The 15,875-nt window shown below is 45.3% G+C and carries 11 protein-coding genes; 6 read left to right on the top strand and 5 right to left on the bottom strand.

Features of this window, described 5'->3' with window-relative positions:
- The first annotated feature begins 53 nt into the window (after positions 1-53).
- Together gltS and DVY93_RS07210 are read left to right on the top strand one after the other, a co-directional pair.
- Entirely contained in the window at positions 54-1,328 is a 1,275-nt protein-coding gene (gene gltS, locus DVY93_RS07215) for a sodium/glutamate symporter (RefSeq protein ID WP_193006837.1), read from the top strand.
- 196 nt (positions 1,329-1,524) lie between these two features.
- The gene (locus tag DVY93_RS07210; RefSeq protein ID WP_230710003.1) at positions 1,525-2,187 is read left to right on the top strand and encodes a ZIP family metal transporter; all 663 of its coding nucleotides are present in this window, start codon (positions 1,525-1,527) and stop codon (positions 2,185-2,187) included.
- A 170-nt stretch (positions 2,188-2,357) separates the two neighbouring features.
- On the opposite strand, the gene glyA is transcribed toward DVY93_RS07210, so the two are convergent.
- From glyA to DVY93_RS07195, 3 genes are all read right to left on the bottom strand, one after another.
- The gene (gene glyA, locus DVY93_RS07205; RefSeq protein WP_230710000.1) at positions 2,358-3,614 is read right to left on the bottom strand and encodes a serine hydroxymethyltransferase; all 1,257 of its coding nucleotides are present in this window, start codon (positions 3,612-3,614) and stop codon (positions 2,358-2,360) included.
- A gap of 449 nt (positions 3,615-4,063) precedes the next feature.
- Positions 4,064-4,567 (bottom strand): chorismate--pyruvate lyase family protein, encoded by a 504-nt coding sequence (locus tag DVY93_RS07200; RefSeq protein ID WP_230709998.1) that lies wholly within the window; start codon positions 4,565-4,567, stop codon positions 4,064-4,066.
- A gap of 39 nt (positions 4,568-4,606) precedes the next feature.
- The gene (locus tag DVY93_RS07195) at positions 4,607-5,986 is read right to left on the bottom strand and encodes a GNAT family N-acetyltransferase (RefSeq protein WP_230709996.1); all 1,380 of its coding nucleotides are present in this window, start codon (positions 5,984-5,986) and stop codon (positions 4,607-4,609) included.
- A 619-nt stretch (positions 5,987-6,605) separates the two neighbouring features.
- Between DVY93_RS07195 and DVY93_RS07190 the strand changes: the two genes are divergently transcribed.
- Positions 6,606-8,825 carry an NADP-dependent isocitrate dehydrogenase gene (locus tag DVY93_RS07190; protein WP_193006842.1) on the top strand — a complete coding sequence of 740 codons (2,220 nt, stop codon included), beginning with the start codon at positions 6,606-6,608 and terminating at the stop codon, positions 8,823-8,825.
- Positions 8,826-9,070: 245 nt separating this feature from the next.
- Here the strand turns inward: DVY93_RS07190 and icd are convergent, their stop codons facing one another.
- Entirely contained in the window at positions 9,071-10,330 is a 1,260-nt protein-coding gene (gene icd, locus DVY93_RS07185; protein ID WP_230709994.1) for an NADP-dependent isocitrate dehydrogenase, read from the bottom strand.
- A 549-nt stretch (positions 10,331-10,879) separates the two neighbouring features.
- Here icd and DVY93_RS07180 point away from each other — a divergent pair.
- A complete protein-coding gene (locus tag DVY93_RS07180; protein ID WP_230709992.1) occupies positions 10,880-11,506 on the top strand; it encodes a pseudouridine synthase in 627 nt (208 codons plus the stop codon).
- Between the two features lie 190 nt (positions 11,507-11,696).
- Entirely contained in the window at positions 11,697-12,503 is an 807-nt protein-coding gene (gene copM / locus DVY93_RS07175) for a CopM family metallochaperone (RefSeq protein WP_230709991.1), read from the top strand.
- A gap of 152 nt (positions 12,504-12,655) precedes the next feature.
- Here the strand turns inward: copM and DVY93_RS07170 are convergent, their stop codons facing one another.
- Positions 12,656-14,683, bottom strand: a complete 2,028-nt coding sequence (locus DVY93_RS07170; RefSeq protein WP_230709990.1) for a M61 family metallopeptidase — start codon at positions 14,681-14,683, stop codon at positions 12,656-12,658.
- 344 nt (positions 14,684-15,027) lie between these two features.
- Here DVY93_RS07170 and DVY93_RS07165 point away from each other — a divergent pair, with 344 nt between their 5' ends.
- Positions 15,028-15,513 carry an FKBP-type peptidyl-prolyl cis-trans isomerase gene (locus tag DVY93_RS07165; protein WP_193006847.1) on the top strand — a complete coding sequence of 162 codons (486 nt, stop codon included), beginning with the start codon at positions 15,028-15,030 and terminating at the stop codon, positions 15,511-15,513.
- Positions 15,514-15,875: the final 362 nt, after the last annotated feature.

Below are 15,875 nucleotides of genomic sequence, written 5' to 3'. Positions count from 1 at the left end.
ACCATATTTATCCCGAATTTGGGTTCATTTATTTGTATAGAAAGGATTAATATATGGAAATTACCTTAAACGGCTATTACACGCTGATACTGGCCACTTTAGTGCTGCTGCTTGGGCGCGTTTTGGTAAAAAGAATTAAGTTCTTAGAAGACTTTAATATCCCAGAACCTGTGGCCGGAGGCTTGGTTGCCGCGATTGTGGTTTATATTCTCAATATCGTTTGGGGATATAGCTTTAACTTTCACCAAGGATTGCAGACAGCCACCATGCTGATGTTCTTTGCCTCTATTGGTTTAAGCGCTGATTTTAGTCGATTAAAAGCGGGTGGAACGCCGTTATTGATTTTTACCATCGTCGTATCCGTGTTCATTATTTTGCAAGACATCGTTGGTGTGGCGATGGCGAGCGCATTGGGACTTGACCCCCTACTTGGTCTTGTGACAGGCTCTATCGCTCTGACCGGTGGTCACGGCACGGCTGGTGCATGGGGCATCACCCTAGAACAAGAATATGGAGTGGTCGGTGCAACAACGCTTGGTATCGCAGTGGCCACTTATGGTTTGGTCGCTGGTGGTATCGTGGGCGGTCCTGTAGCACGTCGTTTGATTCAAAGACTGGGGTTAAAACCTACCCTTGCCAACCCCAATCCCAGTGACATCGAAAAAGTGGCGGGAGCCCAATCGCTCTATAGCACCAAGCATGACGAAGACTCAGCGCACAGCAATAAAGAAATTTTTGAAAGACCAGATAGTATGCGCTTTATCACCGCCTCCTCTACCATTGAGACGTTGGCCCTGTTTGCAGCAGCATTGGCTTTTGCCGATGTGATGACGATTGTCGCCCAAGACACATGGTTTGAGCTACCTACTTTCGTGTGGGCACTGGCAGGTGGCGTCATTATTCGTAACGTCTTAACCATTGTGTTCAATTTTGATATGTTTGATCGTTCGATTGATGTGTTTGGTAACGCCTCTTTGAGCCTGTTCTTAGCAATGGCACTACTGTCCTTAAAGCTATGGCAGCTGACTGATTTGGCAGGTCCTGTACTAGTTATCTTATTGGTACAGACCGTCATCATGATCATTTACGTCTACTTTATCACCTTTAAAGTCATGGGCAAAGACTATGATGCAGCTGTGTTATCAGGAGGTCATTGCGGTTTTGGGATGGGCGCCACGCCAACGGCGATTGCCAATATGCAGGCAGTCACAGATCGCTATCTGCCCTCGCCTAAGGCGTTTTTAATTGTGCCCATGGTTGGTGCCTTCTTCGTTGATATCGTCAACGCCACAGTATTGCAGATATTTACCAAGCTGCCCTTTATGTAAGAATAGTCAACCTTACCTCAGCTCAGTTAAATAACATAAGCCCCAATTATATTGTAAATAATTGGGGTTTTTATTTGGCGCGGCTTTTTAGTTAAAAATTTGGGTACAAACCGCTGCGTCCTAGTTACGCAATTTATAATGACATAAAAGCCGGTAAGCGTTATCAATATTATAGTCAAAGATATTGGGACGTACTATGTTAATTTTCGCAGTTATTATCTTGGTCTCAGGCGCACTTATCATAGGCGCGCTTTGGGGACTATATGGCCGTTTACCTAGCTGGTTAGAGGGTAATTTACTGGCTATCGCGGGTGGCGCGCTGATGATATCAGTGGTGATTGAGTTGGTACAACCAGCCGTGAGTGGCAGTGGTATTTGGATAACAGGGGCGTTCACTTTACTGGGCGCTTTGGTGTTTGCAGGGATTGACTATCTGATCGATGAAAAGCTCAATTCGGATAGTGGCGCCGGGTTATTGGCGGCCATTACTCTTGATGGTGTGCCTGAAAACCTAGCACTAGGCGTGTCCTTACTGAGCGGAAATGTGATGCAAGTGGCAGCTTTAGCTGGTTCTATTTTGTTGTCCAACCTGCCAGAGGCGGCAGGCGGTGCCAAAGAAATGCGCAAAAACGGTAACAGCAATAAAAAAGTGCTCATGCTTTGGATCGGTGCGGCTGTTTTATTATCGCTGGCCGCCATCTTAGGTAAAATACTGCTCAAGGGTGTGAGTGAGTCAGTTATTAGCGCTATCGATTGCTTCGCCGCTGGCGCTGTCATGCTTCGCTTGCGACTGAAGTGTTTCCTACTGCTTTTAAACGTGGCAACCATTGGGCGGGTATCAGTGCTACCATTGGTCTGATCTTAGCGTTGGGCTTAAGCCAGCTTGGTGGCTAATACTGGTTTAATACGCTGACTTTTAGTGAACTGGCTTTTTGGGTTTTACCACACAGCTTTTAAAGCCACAACGTAAAAAACCGCCTAGCAAAAGCTAAGCGGTTTTTTTAATGCTAAATCAGTACAGATTTAAGATTACTGATTTTTTTCGTAAACGGGCAGCTCTTTACAAATCGCTTCTACTTTACTGCGTACCTCGTCAGCCACTTTTTCATCGCCGCGGCTGTCTAGCACGTCACAGATCCAACCGGCCAAATCACCTGCTTGCGCTTCATTGAAGCCGCGTGTGGTAATCGCTGGCGTACCGATACGAATACCAGAGGTCACAAACGGAGACTTTGGATCATTTGGTACCGCGTTTTTGTTGACCGTGATGTGGGCATCGCCAAGCCATTTATCTGCTTCTTTACCAGTCATTTCTTGCTTCACCAAACTGATCAGCATGAGATGGTTTTCAGTGCCACCAGAGATGATTTCATAACCGCGATCTTGGATGACTTTTGCCATGGCTTGCGCGTTTTTCACCACTTGCTGCTGGTACGTTTTGAAGTTGTCTTCTAGCGCTTCTTTGAAGCAAACCGCTTTTGCCGCGATGACATGCATGAGCGGGCCACCTTGATTGCCCGGGAATACGGCTGAATTGAGCTTTTTGGCCAGCTTTTCATCACGCGATAAGATCATACCTGAGCGTGGTCCACGTAGGGTTTTGTGCGTCGTCGTGGTCACAACATCAGCGAACGGTACGGGGCTTGGGTAAACGCCGCCAGCGATAAGACCCGCCACATGCGCCATATCGACCAGCAAGTATGCACCCACTTCGTCAGCGATCTCACGGAAACGCTGCCAATCAACCACTTGTGAATACGCTGAGAAACCCGCAATAATCATTTTAGGCTTGTGCTCTTTTGCCAAACGCTCAACTTCGTCATAGTCAATAAGACCAGTGCCCTCTACCAAGCCGTACTGTACGGCATTGTAGTTCAGGCCTGAGAAATTAATATGCGCACCATGGGTCAAGTGACCGCCAGCATCTAGGCTCATGCCAAGTACCGTGTCATTTGCTTCTAGTAATGCTAAGAATACCGCAGAGTTTGCTTGGCTACCTGAATGCGGCTGAACGTTAACATACTCAGCACCAAACAATTCTTTTGCACGGTCAATGGCCAACTGCTCAACGACATCAACATGCTCACAACCACCGTAATAACGCTTACCAGGATAGCCTTCTGCATATTTGTTGGTCAGGTCAGTGCCTTGCGCTTCCATTACCGCTTGTGAGCAGTAGTTTTCTGATGCAATCAGTTCAATATGGTTTTCTTGACGAACGCTTTCAGCAGCCATCGCTTCAGCAAGTACCGGATCAAAATCTTTGATAGAAATATCTTTAAACATAGTAATATCCTAGGTAGTGATTGTTATAAAAAACTGTTATTGAAAAAGTGTCATTGAAAAGAAGCTGATAGCCTGTCCACAATAAAACGAATACAGTGCAACGTCGCTTAAAGTACGGTTGGCACTTTTATACTCGGTCTTATGGTGATTAAATTATTGTGAATGGTGTCTATTAGCAAAAATAAGTAGCAGTAAGCCTGTCAGTAACTTGTCCCTTTCGGCAATAAAGACGACACGCGCTTGCATCGAAATCATCGCTAAAGATTAAGTGTAACATGAAAATTTGTGCAGCGAGCGCAAAAAAACCTCACCCTAAGCTGAGTAGATTAAATGACCGTATCACACAGATAAATAGCCAATAAAATAAGTGATTTACCCATTTTTTCTGAGCAACTTTATCTGCTTTATGACCAAAATTTCACCATAATTTTTTGTCAAACATACATTGATCAAGCACGCTCAGATAGAAATGCCGGTAAAAACACTTCACTGATCAGCAGCTTGCGGCCGTACCAGTCATAACGCGTTTGCCGTTGCCAGCCATCAGCAGTGAGCTGAATAAAACGTTGATTGGGCAATGTACGACTGCGCTTAAACAACACATAGCCGATGGGTACGCCCTTGAGCTGTTGCAGGCGACGCGCACGTCCTGTCAGACTCGGTAGCGGAAAGATACTCTGCGCCTGCACCCACGGCCGCTCATCATTGCCATATAGTTGTACCTCACGCACCCAAGCCAACATAGGACGATTCAGCATGGCGCCTTGTACCCCCAGTTGCTTTTTTTGCGTTATCGACAAGGGGCGATACCCTTCAAAGCTGCGTTTTACGCGCAGCGGCTGCCCTGCTTTAACCTCTAGCATGGCAGTCAGCGAGCCTTCAGCATTGAGCCATGACACTAGCTCATTGGGAGGTAACAGATGGGTAGAACAAGAAAAATGATGGTGGGTCATAGTGTATGGCTAGAAGGCAGTTATTGAGAACAAATAGGATTAATAGTTGTGATTAAAATCTGGCATATTGTCCGCATTAAACGGCAAAGCCGCAAACGCTTGCTGACGATATTGCGCCATATACAACCGATCTTTGGTACAAAAGTCACGAATCGCTGGTACAAAACGCGGATCATAAATACGGTGGATAGAGTGGGTGGTGGTGGGAATAAAACCGCGAACCAGCTTATGCTCCCCTTGTGTCCCCGGATCAAAAGACGTCAAGCCTTGCTCGATGGCAAACTCAAGCCCTTGATAATAGCACAGCTCAAAGTGCAAACTGTCGTACTCACCAAGCGCACCCCAGTAGCGACCGTATAAAGTGGCCGTATCACTACCACTGTCGCTATTAGGGTTATCATACAAGAACAAACTACTGGCAATAATTTCACCACTCGCATCGAGCGCTTGTGCCAACATAAGGTACGTAGGCAGTGTCGCTGCCAAGGCCTTAAAAAACTCTATTGTTAGATAAGGCTGCTGCCCACGCACGGCATACGTCATCACATAACAGTGATAAAAAGCGTTCCAGTCCTCATCGGTGATGGCATCACCGCATTTGCGCTGGCAGGTGATACCTTGCTCAGCGACCTTGCGACGCTCAGCACGAATGGTTTTGCGCTTTTTGGCTTTTAGGGTCAGCAAAAACGCCTCGAAGTTTGCAAAAGGCTGACTGTCATTGAGTAGGGCTTTATTCTGCCATAAAAACTGACAGCCCTGTCGCTCAAGTATCGGCATATCGATAGGTGCTGACTCTAGCTCGTTATCTTGGGCGGCTATCACCTGCTCTATGTCAATATCAGTTGGCATGGAAGTGGTCGCAATAGCAGCCAGCTTAGGCGTGACAAACAGCCCATGCCAGCTCGACGCCCCCACTTGCTGGGCAACATCATCGATGCCCGCGATCGCTGTTTTTACAATATTCTCAGTTAAGGTCTCGCCTTTTGCCAACCAAAAACGCTGACCAGTAATGGGTGTGTAAGGCACGCTCGTGACCAGCCGAGGATAATAGTCGACACCATATCGCGCATAGGCTTCTGCCCACGCATGATCAAACACAAACTCACCGCGATGGTGACCTTTGATAAACACAGGCAGCACCGCAATAGGATGCGTTATGGTTGGCGCAGCTTTACTTATGGTTAGCGCAGCTTGACTTGCCGCCGTATTTTTTTCACTGTTTTCACCGTGATCTATCGAGCCGTCTTCGGCACGATATACCAAAATAAATATCGGTAACCAGCCTGCCTGCTCGCCAATCGCACCCGTGTCGATCAATGCTTGCCAAAATGCAAACGACATAAACGGCGTGTCTGGTGTTTGCCAGTCTGTTTGGCCCTGCCAACTGGTGTCATTCATCAGCGCGTACTTTAAATTCATACTCATCGTCACTATAACCGCTGTATATTTATCGTTAATCTGTCTACTAGTGACTTAGCCTAGCAAATTTTTGCTAACTTGCTGTCACAATTTGCAAAAATTTTCTATCTCCCATAAAAAACCACCTACAGTAATATAGGTGGCTATTTTTTATAATGGTGCGACTGTCCTACTGTTTTTCTTGATGTAAATGCCAAGGAAAAGACAGTAGTTGTGTGGAAAAGATGATATCGAAGCGGATGACTGGTAGAATAAGGTTGTTATTAGCTTAATATAATTCAGATACATAGGATATGAGCGAAAACAGTATACTTAGTTCATGATACAAGATTGACATCGTAGCGGAATTATAGTGGATTGACTATAATATACCGTCAGCACCTTACTTTCAGGCAGTTTTACGCAGACAGTCAAAGTGCCGTCTTGAAGTGCCATTTTAATAACTGTTAACCCACGTTAGCAAAAGAAAGACTTTTAGTAGCCTCAAACGTTTAAGAGACTACATGTGATGAACTTGATCTAACCATATAGTTCGCTATAGCACAGTATGATCTAACGATACTTAGCATTATATTTGAGCTTTATTATTCACCACAGCCTATAGGAATACCCTACTAACATGTCAAAAATTATTTATACAAAAACTGACGAAGCCCCAGCGCTAGCGACGCTATCCTTTTTGCCTATTGTTAAAGCGTTTACACAAACAGCAGGCGTCTCTGTGGAGACCAGTGATATCTCTGTCGCCGCGCGCGTGTTGGCCGAATTCCCTGAGTACTTAACGGAAGAGCAGCGTGTACCTGACAACTTAGCTGAGCTGGGTCGTCTAACGCAAGATCCAAACACCAATATCATTAAACTGCCTAATATCAGTGCCTCAGTACAGCAGCTAAAAGCGGCCATTAAAGAGTTACAAAGCAAAGGCTACGCCATCCCTAACTTTCCAGAAGACCCAAAAACTGATGAAGAAAAAGCCATTCGTCAGCGTTATGGTAAGAGTTTAGGCAGTTCGGTTAACCCTGTTTTGCGCGAAGGTAACTCAGACCGCCGTGCGCCAAAGGCGGTTAAGAACTTTGCGCGCAAACACCCGCACTCTATGGGCGAGTGGAAGCAGTGGTCAAGCACCCACGTATCGCACATGCACAGTGGCGATTTTTACGATGGCGAGCAGTCGATCACCTTAGACAAAGCTCGTACCGTACGTATGGAGCTGTTAACTGATGATGGGGCTACCAAAGTCTTAAAGCCAGAGATCGCTTTGTTAGACAAAGAAGTCATCGATCTTATGTTCATGAGCAAAAAATCGCTGCTTGAATTTTATGAGCAAGAAATGGAAGACTGCCGCGAAGCCGGTATCTTGTTTTCACTACACGTAAAAGCCACCATGATGAAGGTCTCGCACCCTATCGTATTTGGCCACGCCGTCAGAATCTACTACAAAGATGCGTTTGAAAAACATGGCGCTTTCTTTGATGAACTAGGCATCAACGTCAACAACGGTATGGCGGATCTGTACGACAAAATCTCTACTCTTCCAGCATCAAAGCGTGAAGAGATTGAACAAGATTTGCATGCTTGCCAAGAGCATCGTCCACGTCTTGCGATGGTTGACTCTTCAAAAGGTATCACCAACTTCCATTCACCAAGTGACGTGATTGTCGATGCCTCTATGCCAGCCATGATCCGCTCAGGCGGTAAAATGTGGGGCGCGGATGGCAAAATGTATGACTGTAAAGCGGTCATGCCAGAGTCTACCTTTGCCCGTATCTACCAAGAAATGATTAACTTCTGCAAATGGCATGGTAACTTTGATCCAACCACCATGGGCACCGTGCCTAACGTGGGCTTAATGGCACAAAAAGCAGAAGAGTATGGCTCGCACGATAAAACCTTTGAATCTAGCGATGCAGGTATCGCTCGTATTGTCGACGTTGAGACGGGTGAAGTATTGCTTGAGCAGCGTGTTGAAGAGGGTGACATCTGGCGCATGTGTCAGACCAAAGACTTGCCGATCCAAGATTGGGTAAAACTGGCCGTTAGCCGCGCTCGCGAATCAGATACGCCGGTCATCTTTTGGTTAGATCCGTACCGTCCACATGAGAATGAGTTGATCAAAAAAGTTAAAACTTACTTAAAAGATCACGACACAACTGGCCTACACATTGAAATCATGTCTCAGGTGCGCGCCATGCGTTATACGTTGGAGCGTGTCGCTCGTGGCCTAGATACCATCTCTGCAACGGGTAACATCTTACGCGACTACCTAACTGACTTGTTCCCAATTCTAGAGTTAGGCACCAGCGCTAAAATGCTATCAGTGGTCCCTCTAATGAAAGGCGGCGGTTTGTTTGAGACAGGCGCTGGTGGTTCTGCACCAAAGCATGTGGAGCAGCTGGTAGAAGAAAACCACTTACGTTGGGATTCATTGGGTGAGTTTTTAGCCTTGACCGTGTCTTTGGAGCATTTGGCCAAGAACGACAACAATGCTAAAGCTAAAGTACTGGCTGATACCCTTGATAAGGCGACAGAAAAACTGTTGCTGAATGACAAATCGCCCTCACGCAAAACTGGTGAGTTAGATAACCGTGGCAGTCATTTCTATCTGTCTATGTACTGGGCAAAAGAGCTGGCGGCGCAAGATCAAGACGCTGATCTAAAAGCAAAATTCACACCGCTTGCGCAAACGCTTGAAGACAATGAAGCGGCAATCGTCAAAGAGTTGAATGAGGCTCAAGGCAAATCGGTAGATATCAAAGGCTACTACTACGCTGATGAAAAGTTGGCTGAGCAAGTTATGCGTCCAAGCACCTTATTCAATGAAGCATTAGCCTCGTTGTAATGAGCTTAGGAGCTGGGCTTAAGACGCTATTTACCAAAGGCTTTTGAGTCCGCTTAATAAAGCATAGAAAACGCCCCTTAGATCTAAGATCTTTGGGGTGTTTTTTTGCATCTCAAAAAATAAACAACACCCTAAATCATGATAAAACACCCATAAAAAAACCGTCTACTTTATGGCAGACGGCTCCTTTTCAACTGACTTTACAGTCTCATCATTAGAACTAGGCTACATAAGTACTCAGCTATTTAGGCATTCATGTGCTTGACGATCGCTTTACCAAATTCAGAGGTACTAAGCAAGATCGCATCTGGCATGAGACGCTCAAAATCGTAAGTGACTGTCTTATTAGCGATGGCGCCTTGGATACCGCTAATAATGAGATCAGCAGCTTCCGTCCAACCCATATCACGTAACATCATCTCAGCAGACAAAATTAACGAGCCTGGATTTACTTTATTCTGACCTGCGTACTTAGGGGCAGTACCGTGTGTCGCTTCATAGACTGCGATGGCACCCCCTTTGTTAGCGCCTGGTGCGATACCAATACCGCCCACTTCAGCCGCTAGCGCATCAGAGATATAATCACCGTTTAGGTTTAAGGTTGCTACCACTGAGTAATCCGCAGGACGCATCAAAATTTGCTGTAAGAAGGCATCAGCGATCACGTCTTTAATGACAATATCACTACCTGTTTTTGGATTTTTCATCGTCATCCAAGGGCCGCCATCTAACAGCTCCGCTCCGAAACGCTCAGCGGCTATCTCATAGCCCCACTCCTTAAACGCGCCTTCGGTAAACTTCATGATATTGCCCTTATGCACTAAAGTCACACTTGGCAAATCATTATCGATAGCGTGCTGGATGGCTTTACGCACTAGACGTTGTGAGCCTTCTTTTGATACTGGCTTGATGCCGATACCGCAGTCATCATCGAAGCGAATTTTGGTCACACCCATCTCATTTTTTAAGAAGTTGATGACTTTTTTGGCTTCTTCACTGCCCGCTTGCCACTCAATACCAGCGTAGATGTCTTCTGAATTTTCGCGGAAAATCACCATGTCTGTCAGCTCAGGATGCTGAACGGGGCTTGGCACGCCTTCAAACCAGCGTACGGGACGCTGACACACGTATAAGTCCAGCTCTTGACGTACCGCAACGTTTAATGAACGAAAACCACCGCCGACTGGCGTGGTTAGCGGCCCTTTGATACTGATCACGTAGTCTTTTAAAATCTCTAGCGTCTCGCTTGGTAGGTAGTCACCCTCATAAATTTTAGCCGCTTTTTCACCTAGGTATGTTTCCATCCAAACGATTGATTTTTTACCGTGATAGGCTTTATCCACTGCCGCATCGACTACCTTTATCATGACAGGCGTAATATCCACACCGATCCCATCCCCTTCCACAAATGGGATGATGGGATGATTGGGCACATTTAACGATAAATCAGCGTTTACGGTAACTTTTTCGCCATCTCTTGGTACGATAACCTTATCATAGGACATGGATAACACTCCTTGGTTGTATGTTAGGTATCACAAGCGCACTTAGTACTCTTTTATGCTAGAGACTCTTTTATGCTAAAGACTCTCTTATGATTATACGGCTCTAGATGCTTATTAACTGAGCACAGTTTTGATGAGCAAAGCACTTGCGGTATAGTATTGATTTGTCTTAAAAAGTAGCTTCATTTGAGAAGCGGTAAAATCAAAACAATATTGCCAACTGATATTAGTCTAGGTAAACATGAACGATCTTAAAGATGCTAAGCATGAAACATTGTAATAAATAAAGGTCTGTTCGACAGTTTCCTTTATATATAGCACGTGTATATAGTATGTTTTTGACTATCAATTCCTATAAAACCACTATTATAACATGGATTTAATAAGCTAAAGAATCCTACTTATGATGCCCCATTTATATGGACACATGTGTAAAATATAGTAATTCAAATTTCTCATTTTCAAGCCTATTTTTAGCAAAAAATTTGTGTCAATCAAATAAAAGCGCCCCTAATTCATCAATAATTTATATGTAGGAACCACCATTTTATGTCGACCTCTACCCTTATTTTATTTAACAAACCGTATGGGGTGCAAAGTCAGTTTCGTGATGACAGCAATAATGACCACACCACCCTCTCTCAGTATTTTACGGACAAGTCGTTGCGAGTGGCTGGTAGGCTCGATGCCACATCCGAAGGGTTACTGATTTTGACAAGTGATGGGCGGGTAAATAAAGCCATTACCCAGCCGCCCACTGCTGCCAATTTTGCCAAAAACAAGCATAAACAAGGTAAAACTTACTTGGTACAAGTCGAAGGCGTGGCAACGACAGCACAGCTTAATGAGCTGGCCTCTGGCGTCACCTTAAAAGACGGCAAGACGCTACCGGCGACTGCCACGGTAGTAGAGGAGGCAGACTTACCTATCGATTTATGGCAACGCGAGCCGCCTATTCGTGAGCGTAAAAACGTACCCACATCATGGCTGATGCTCACGATTTATGAAGGTAAGAACCGTCAAGTCAGACGCATGACGGCTCATGTGGGATTGCCTTGTCTGCGTCTAATACGCTGGTCGGTGGCAGGTTTTGAGCTCGGTGAGTTAGCAGTTGGTGAGTTTGTGCGTCTTCATTTAAACCATGAGCGTTGTCGGCAATTAGGCATTCTCGATTAATTCCACACCAACTCACCGCTCACTTTAGCGATTGATAGAGTATTTTTAACATAATATAAATATATTACGACCTGTTAAATATAGCGTCTCGAATGGGTAAGGTTTATCTGTTAACATTCAGCACTTAATTGGTTATGTATAATACGCCTCACTCACTTAACATTTGGTCTTTTTATAATAGGGATATGTCATGATTGCTTCTCACCGTTTTGCTTTGTTGGCCACCAGTATTTCTACGGCGCTACTATTGAGTGCCTGTCAGCCAGCAACAGAGGACAATCAACCTGCTCCGATAGAGGAAGTAACGCCGCCAGTGACTGATACCTCCCATGCTCATCACGAAAACATGGCTGATAAGGGCGTGACAGAAAACGACAGTGACGCAGACGATACTCATATGACCGATATGCTCAAAGACTATACAAGGTCAATGACCAGAATGCATGAGGAGATGATGATCGGTATGGGTTATAACGACCCTGATACCGCTTTTGCGAAAGGCATGCTCGGACACCATCGCGGTGCGGTAGATATGGCAGAAATTCAGCTGAAATACGGTACGGATGCGGTCATGCTAAAGCTTGCTCAGGATATTGTTGATGCACAGCAAGTTGAAATCGATACTTTAAATAAATGGCTCGCAAGCCACCCTGATTCTGTCAAACCTAAGCCCAATACTGAAGCGATGCAGCAAGCTTATGCGCAAAGCATGGAGACGTTACATGGTGATATGGTCTTGGGAGTCGCTGACCCTGTACCCGACATGGCGTTTGCACGTGGTATGCTACCACATCATATTGGCGCCGTAGAAATGGCGAAAATACAGCTCAAATATGGGGCTGATGAGGAGATGCGTCAATTGGCACAAAATATCATCGATACGCAGCAGGCTGAGATTGAGTTGATGCAGCATTGGATTGCAGCGCTTGAGGCGGATAAAGATACAGCAGATGACAAAGTCAAAAACGAAGAGGACAATCAGCAGCCTGCTTCTTAGACGCTATAATGCCATTTAGACAATACGAAACGTCTAAAAAGTCTCGGTCTTGTTCACTCATTCCCCTACTAAATTTCGTTTTTAGTAGGGGTTTTTGTTTTTACGGGTTGTTATAAACGTTGGCTGAAACCACTACGTCTACATTCGTGGATTTAAACCTGATATCGCTCTATGCCATTAAGCCAAGACTGCCAGCTTGCTTGTACTTGGTCATCATCGCCTTCTGAGCTTGCCACACTTTTTGATAAATGCAGACTTACTTTATGAGGGAATACTGTCTCAGCAATATTGTGGTCTTGGGGGTCAATAGCAGCTTTCGGCCGCACACTGACACACATCAGTTCGTCACGGCGGAAGAAATAACAGTCAACGTCGCGCTCTGCGTTACTAAATGATGCCAATTGCTTATTGTCCGCTTTGATACCGTCAATGGCAATAATGACATCATGCGCTGAAAGTCCAGCTTTGGCAGCCACGCTATCACGTTGCACGCGATTGATCTTAAGTCCAGCAGGTGTTTCGGTACAGCGTAACCCCCAAGGCACATGCTTATCAGCCGTCTCTTTGGTATTGGTCCGCATTTTAATACCGTTTGCCGCGAGCAATGCTTCAATAGGTAGCTCTTCGACGCCATTGACATAACGACTCTCAAAGTCCTCCCAATCCGCTAACGGCATAAACTGCCCAATCACCACCCCCATATCTGCACTACTGATCCCGATGCGCTTATTGTCATTTTGTTTGGCTTGAGCATAAAAAGCTTTGACCACATCAAACAGACGATAGCGACCAGCGCTCTTTTGTAGCAGTGTCAAATCCAAACATAACGCGACCAGCGCCCCTTTATTATAGTAGCTGATCCCCGCATTGCCTGTATTTTCATCACTGCGATACAGCTTTATCCACGCATCAAAGCTCGACTCGGCGACACTTTGGTGCACGCGGCCTGAGGTTTGATAGTAGCGATTGATTTGTTCAGCGAGTAGCTTGAGATAACTTGCCTCATCAATCACGCCCGACGCTTGCAACATAAAGTCATCGATATAAGAGGTAAAACCTTCAAACACCCATAATAGTGGCGTGAAAGCCTCGCGGCGCAAATCGACCGCTAGCATAACGTCGGGACGGACGGTTTTGACCCACCATGAATGAAAGTACTCATGGCTACATAACCCCAAAAATCGCTGATAATCGGCGCTTGGTACTTGTGGCTCATCATGGGTTGGTAAGTCGCGGCGCGGCGTAATCAGACTGGTCGAATTGATGTGCTCCAGACCGCCATAGTCCTGACCACTGGCAAACGTCATAAACGTATAATCAGCAAATGGCGCATCGCCCAACCAGTTCAAATAAGTTTGGCAAATCTGAGTCACATCTTGCTGTAGCCTCCCCATATTGGCATTGTGCTTACCTGAGAGGTAAAAGCTATGGGGTAGCGTCTGATGCTTATCATCATGAACGATAAAATCAAACCTGTCTTGTTCGGCAATCTCAAACGGATAATCAATCAGCTCGTGATAACTGTCTGCCTCTAGCCCATAACTGGTTTGAGTGTCATCGGGTAAAAGATCTTTGTGTTGAACATCACAAAGTTGCCCACCTGGAGGTAGCTGGGTAGAGTTTAGACCACATGCCAATAGCACCCGATGCTCATCTTTGTCTGCCAAAAATGCATCTGGAACGATTAAGCTTACCTTTATCGGCGAGCGCTCTTGATCGTTCACTGCCAACGCCAAGGAGGTAAAGTTACCGTAGAGGCGCTGCTGATCGATATAAGCGGTACGCACGGATAAATCATAGCAGTAGACTTCATACGTCACCGTTACCGTCTGCCCTGCCTGAGCTTGTGATAGCTGCCATGTGTTTTTATCTGTTTTCTGCGCGCGATAAGTCTCAGGCTGTTTATCATCATTTGTTATCTGGTAATGCACAGCCGTAATGTTTCTCGCGAACTCACGCATCAAATAACTGCCCGGTATCCACGCTGGCAACCACAGCTGAGGAGCATCCGTTGTGGCCGTAAAGGTGAGCGTTACATCAACCAAGTGCTCAAAAAACCGCTCGAAATCGAATCGATAATGGATATCAGCCCTTATACTGGCACTTTTATTGATATCACTGGTATTGATGTCACTGGTGCTTATTGGCTGCTTATTTGACGTATTGGCAAGTGAAGTCATTGTATGGTTCATCCTTATTTTTATCATTATGGTAGAAGTCCTAGCCCCAAAACGCAACTGGCAAACCACAAACACGCATGACGCCGCTATAAACCACTACCAAATCAACAAAAACAGCGTTTATTTTTATAAAAATACTATTTATTAAGATTAAATGGCATTTTTTATGGTTTTTACCTTGAAACTTATATGGGCCATCTCAATTAAAGATGCTAACTGCTAAAGTTACTTTAATAAACTGATGATAATTGACTAATGACGTGGCTATTTGGCTTGCCGATTGGATTTTTTAGGTTTATTGCAACCGTATTTAATTTTTTACACAGATATATTTAGGATAACTTATGACTACTATCGCAAAAGACACCGCCGTCAAATTCAATTACACTCTAAAAGACGACGAAGGCAACATCCTTGACCAATCTCCAGAAGGTCAACCACTGGCTTACTTGCATGGCCATAGCAACATCATTCCTGGTCTTGAGCAACAACTAGAAGGTAAATCTGCTGGCGAAAAAGTAAATGCCGTTGTTGAGCCTGCTGATGGCTACGGCGAGTATCAAGAGCAAGCGGTACAGCATGTACCACGCGAAAACTTCCAAGGCGTTGATGATATCCAGCCTGGCATGCAGTTTCAATCAGAAGCCGGTGGCCAAGTCATGCTTGTTACCGTAACTGATGTAAATGACAAAGAAGTTACTGTTGATGCCAACCATCCATTGGCTGGTAAGCGTTTAACGTTCGATGTTGAAATCCAAGAAGTACGTGCGGCAACTGAAGACGAACTAAACCACGGCCATGTACATGGCGCTGGTGGCGTTGAGCACTAATCTCTTCTAGAGAGAGTGAAAAAGCGTTAGGCTGTAAGCGGTTATTGAGCTTATAGCCTACTCTAAAAGGTCAGCGGCTGTGCCTGCTGACCTTTTTTTTGGGCTGGTGATTTGTCGCTTTAATGCCAGTTAACGGAGCGTGTCATAAGTAACGCCTCTTTATGAACCACCCTGCCGCGATAAATAACTATTCTACAGACATAACAAAGCCGTATAACGACAAGCGTTATACGGCTTTTATTACTAACCATCCATGTTAATGTTACGTGATACCTAATCCCGGGGTATCTCATAACTGACAGGCTTCCAGCCTTATCATCCCTAATCAGCAAACCACCTATCCCAGATGCGACCTTTAAGAT

Origin of the sequence: Psychrobacter sp. CCUG 69069 (genome assembly GCF_021023115.1) — a bacterium.
In the GTDB taxonomy this organism is placed as follows: Bacteria; Pseudomonadota; Gammaproteobacteria; order Pseudomonadales; family Moraxellaceae; genus Psychrobacter; species Psychrobacter namhaensis.
This window is presented reverse-complemented; position numbering and strand designations above follow the sequence as displayed.

Excerpts from the sequence above, each read along its gene's own strand:
- gltS (WP_193006837.1), top strand. The coding sequence starts at position 54 with ATGGAAATTACCTTAAACGGCTATTACACGCTGATACTGGCCACTTTA.
- DVY93_RS07210 (WP_230710003.1), top strand. The coding sequence starts at position 1,525 with ATGTTAATTTTCGCAGTTATTATCTTGGTCTCAGGCGCACTTATCATA.
- glyA (WP_230710000.1), bottom strand. The coding sequence starts at position 3,614 with ATGTTTAAAGATATTTCTATCAAAGATTTTGATCCGGTACTTGCTGAA.
- DVY93_RS07200 (WP_230709998.1), bottom strand. The coding sequence starts at position 4,567 with ATGACCCACCATCATTTTTCTTGTTCTACCCATCTGTTACCTCCCAAT.
- DVY93_RS07195 (WP_230709996.1), bottom strand. The coding sequence starts at position 5,986 with ATGAATTTAAAGTACGCGCTGATGAATGACACCAGTTGGCAGGGCCAA.
- DVY93_RS07190 (WP_193006842.1), top strand. The coding sequence starts at position 6,606 with ATGTCAAAAATTATTTATACAAAAACTGACGAAGCCCCAGCGCTAGCG.
- icd (WP_230709994.1), bottom strand. The coding sequence starts at position 10,330 with ATGTCCTATGATAAGGTTATCGTACCAAGAGATGGCGAAAAAGTTACC.
- DVY93_RS07180 (WP_230709992.1), top strand. The coding sequence starts at position 10,880 with ATGTCGACCTCTACCCTTATTTTATTTAACAAACCGTATGGGGTGCAA.
- copM (WP_230709991.1), top strand. The coding sequence starts at position 11,697 with ATGATTGCTTCTCACCGTTTTGCTTTGTTGGCCACCAGTATTTCTACG.
- DVY93_RS07170 (WP_230709990.1), bottom strand. The coding sequence starts at position 14,683 with ATGACTTCACTTGCCAATACGTCAAATAAGCAGCCAATAAGCACCAGT.
- DVY93_RS07165 (WP_193006847.1), top strand. The coding sequence starts at position 15,028 with ATGACTACTATCGCAAAAGACACCGCCGTCAAATTCAATTACACTCTA.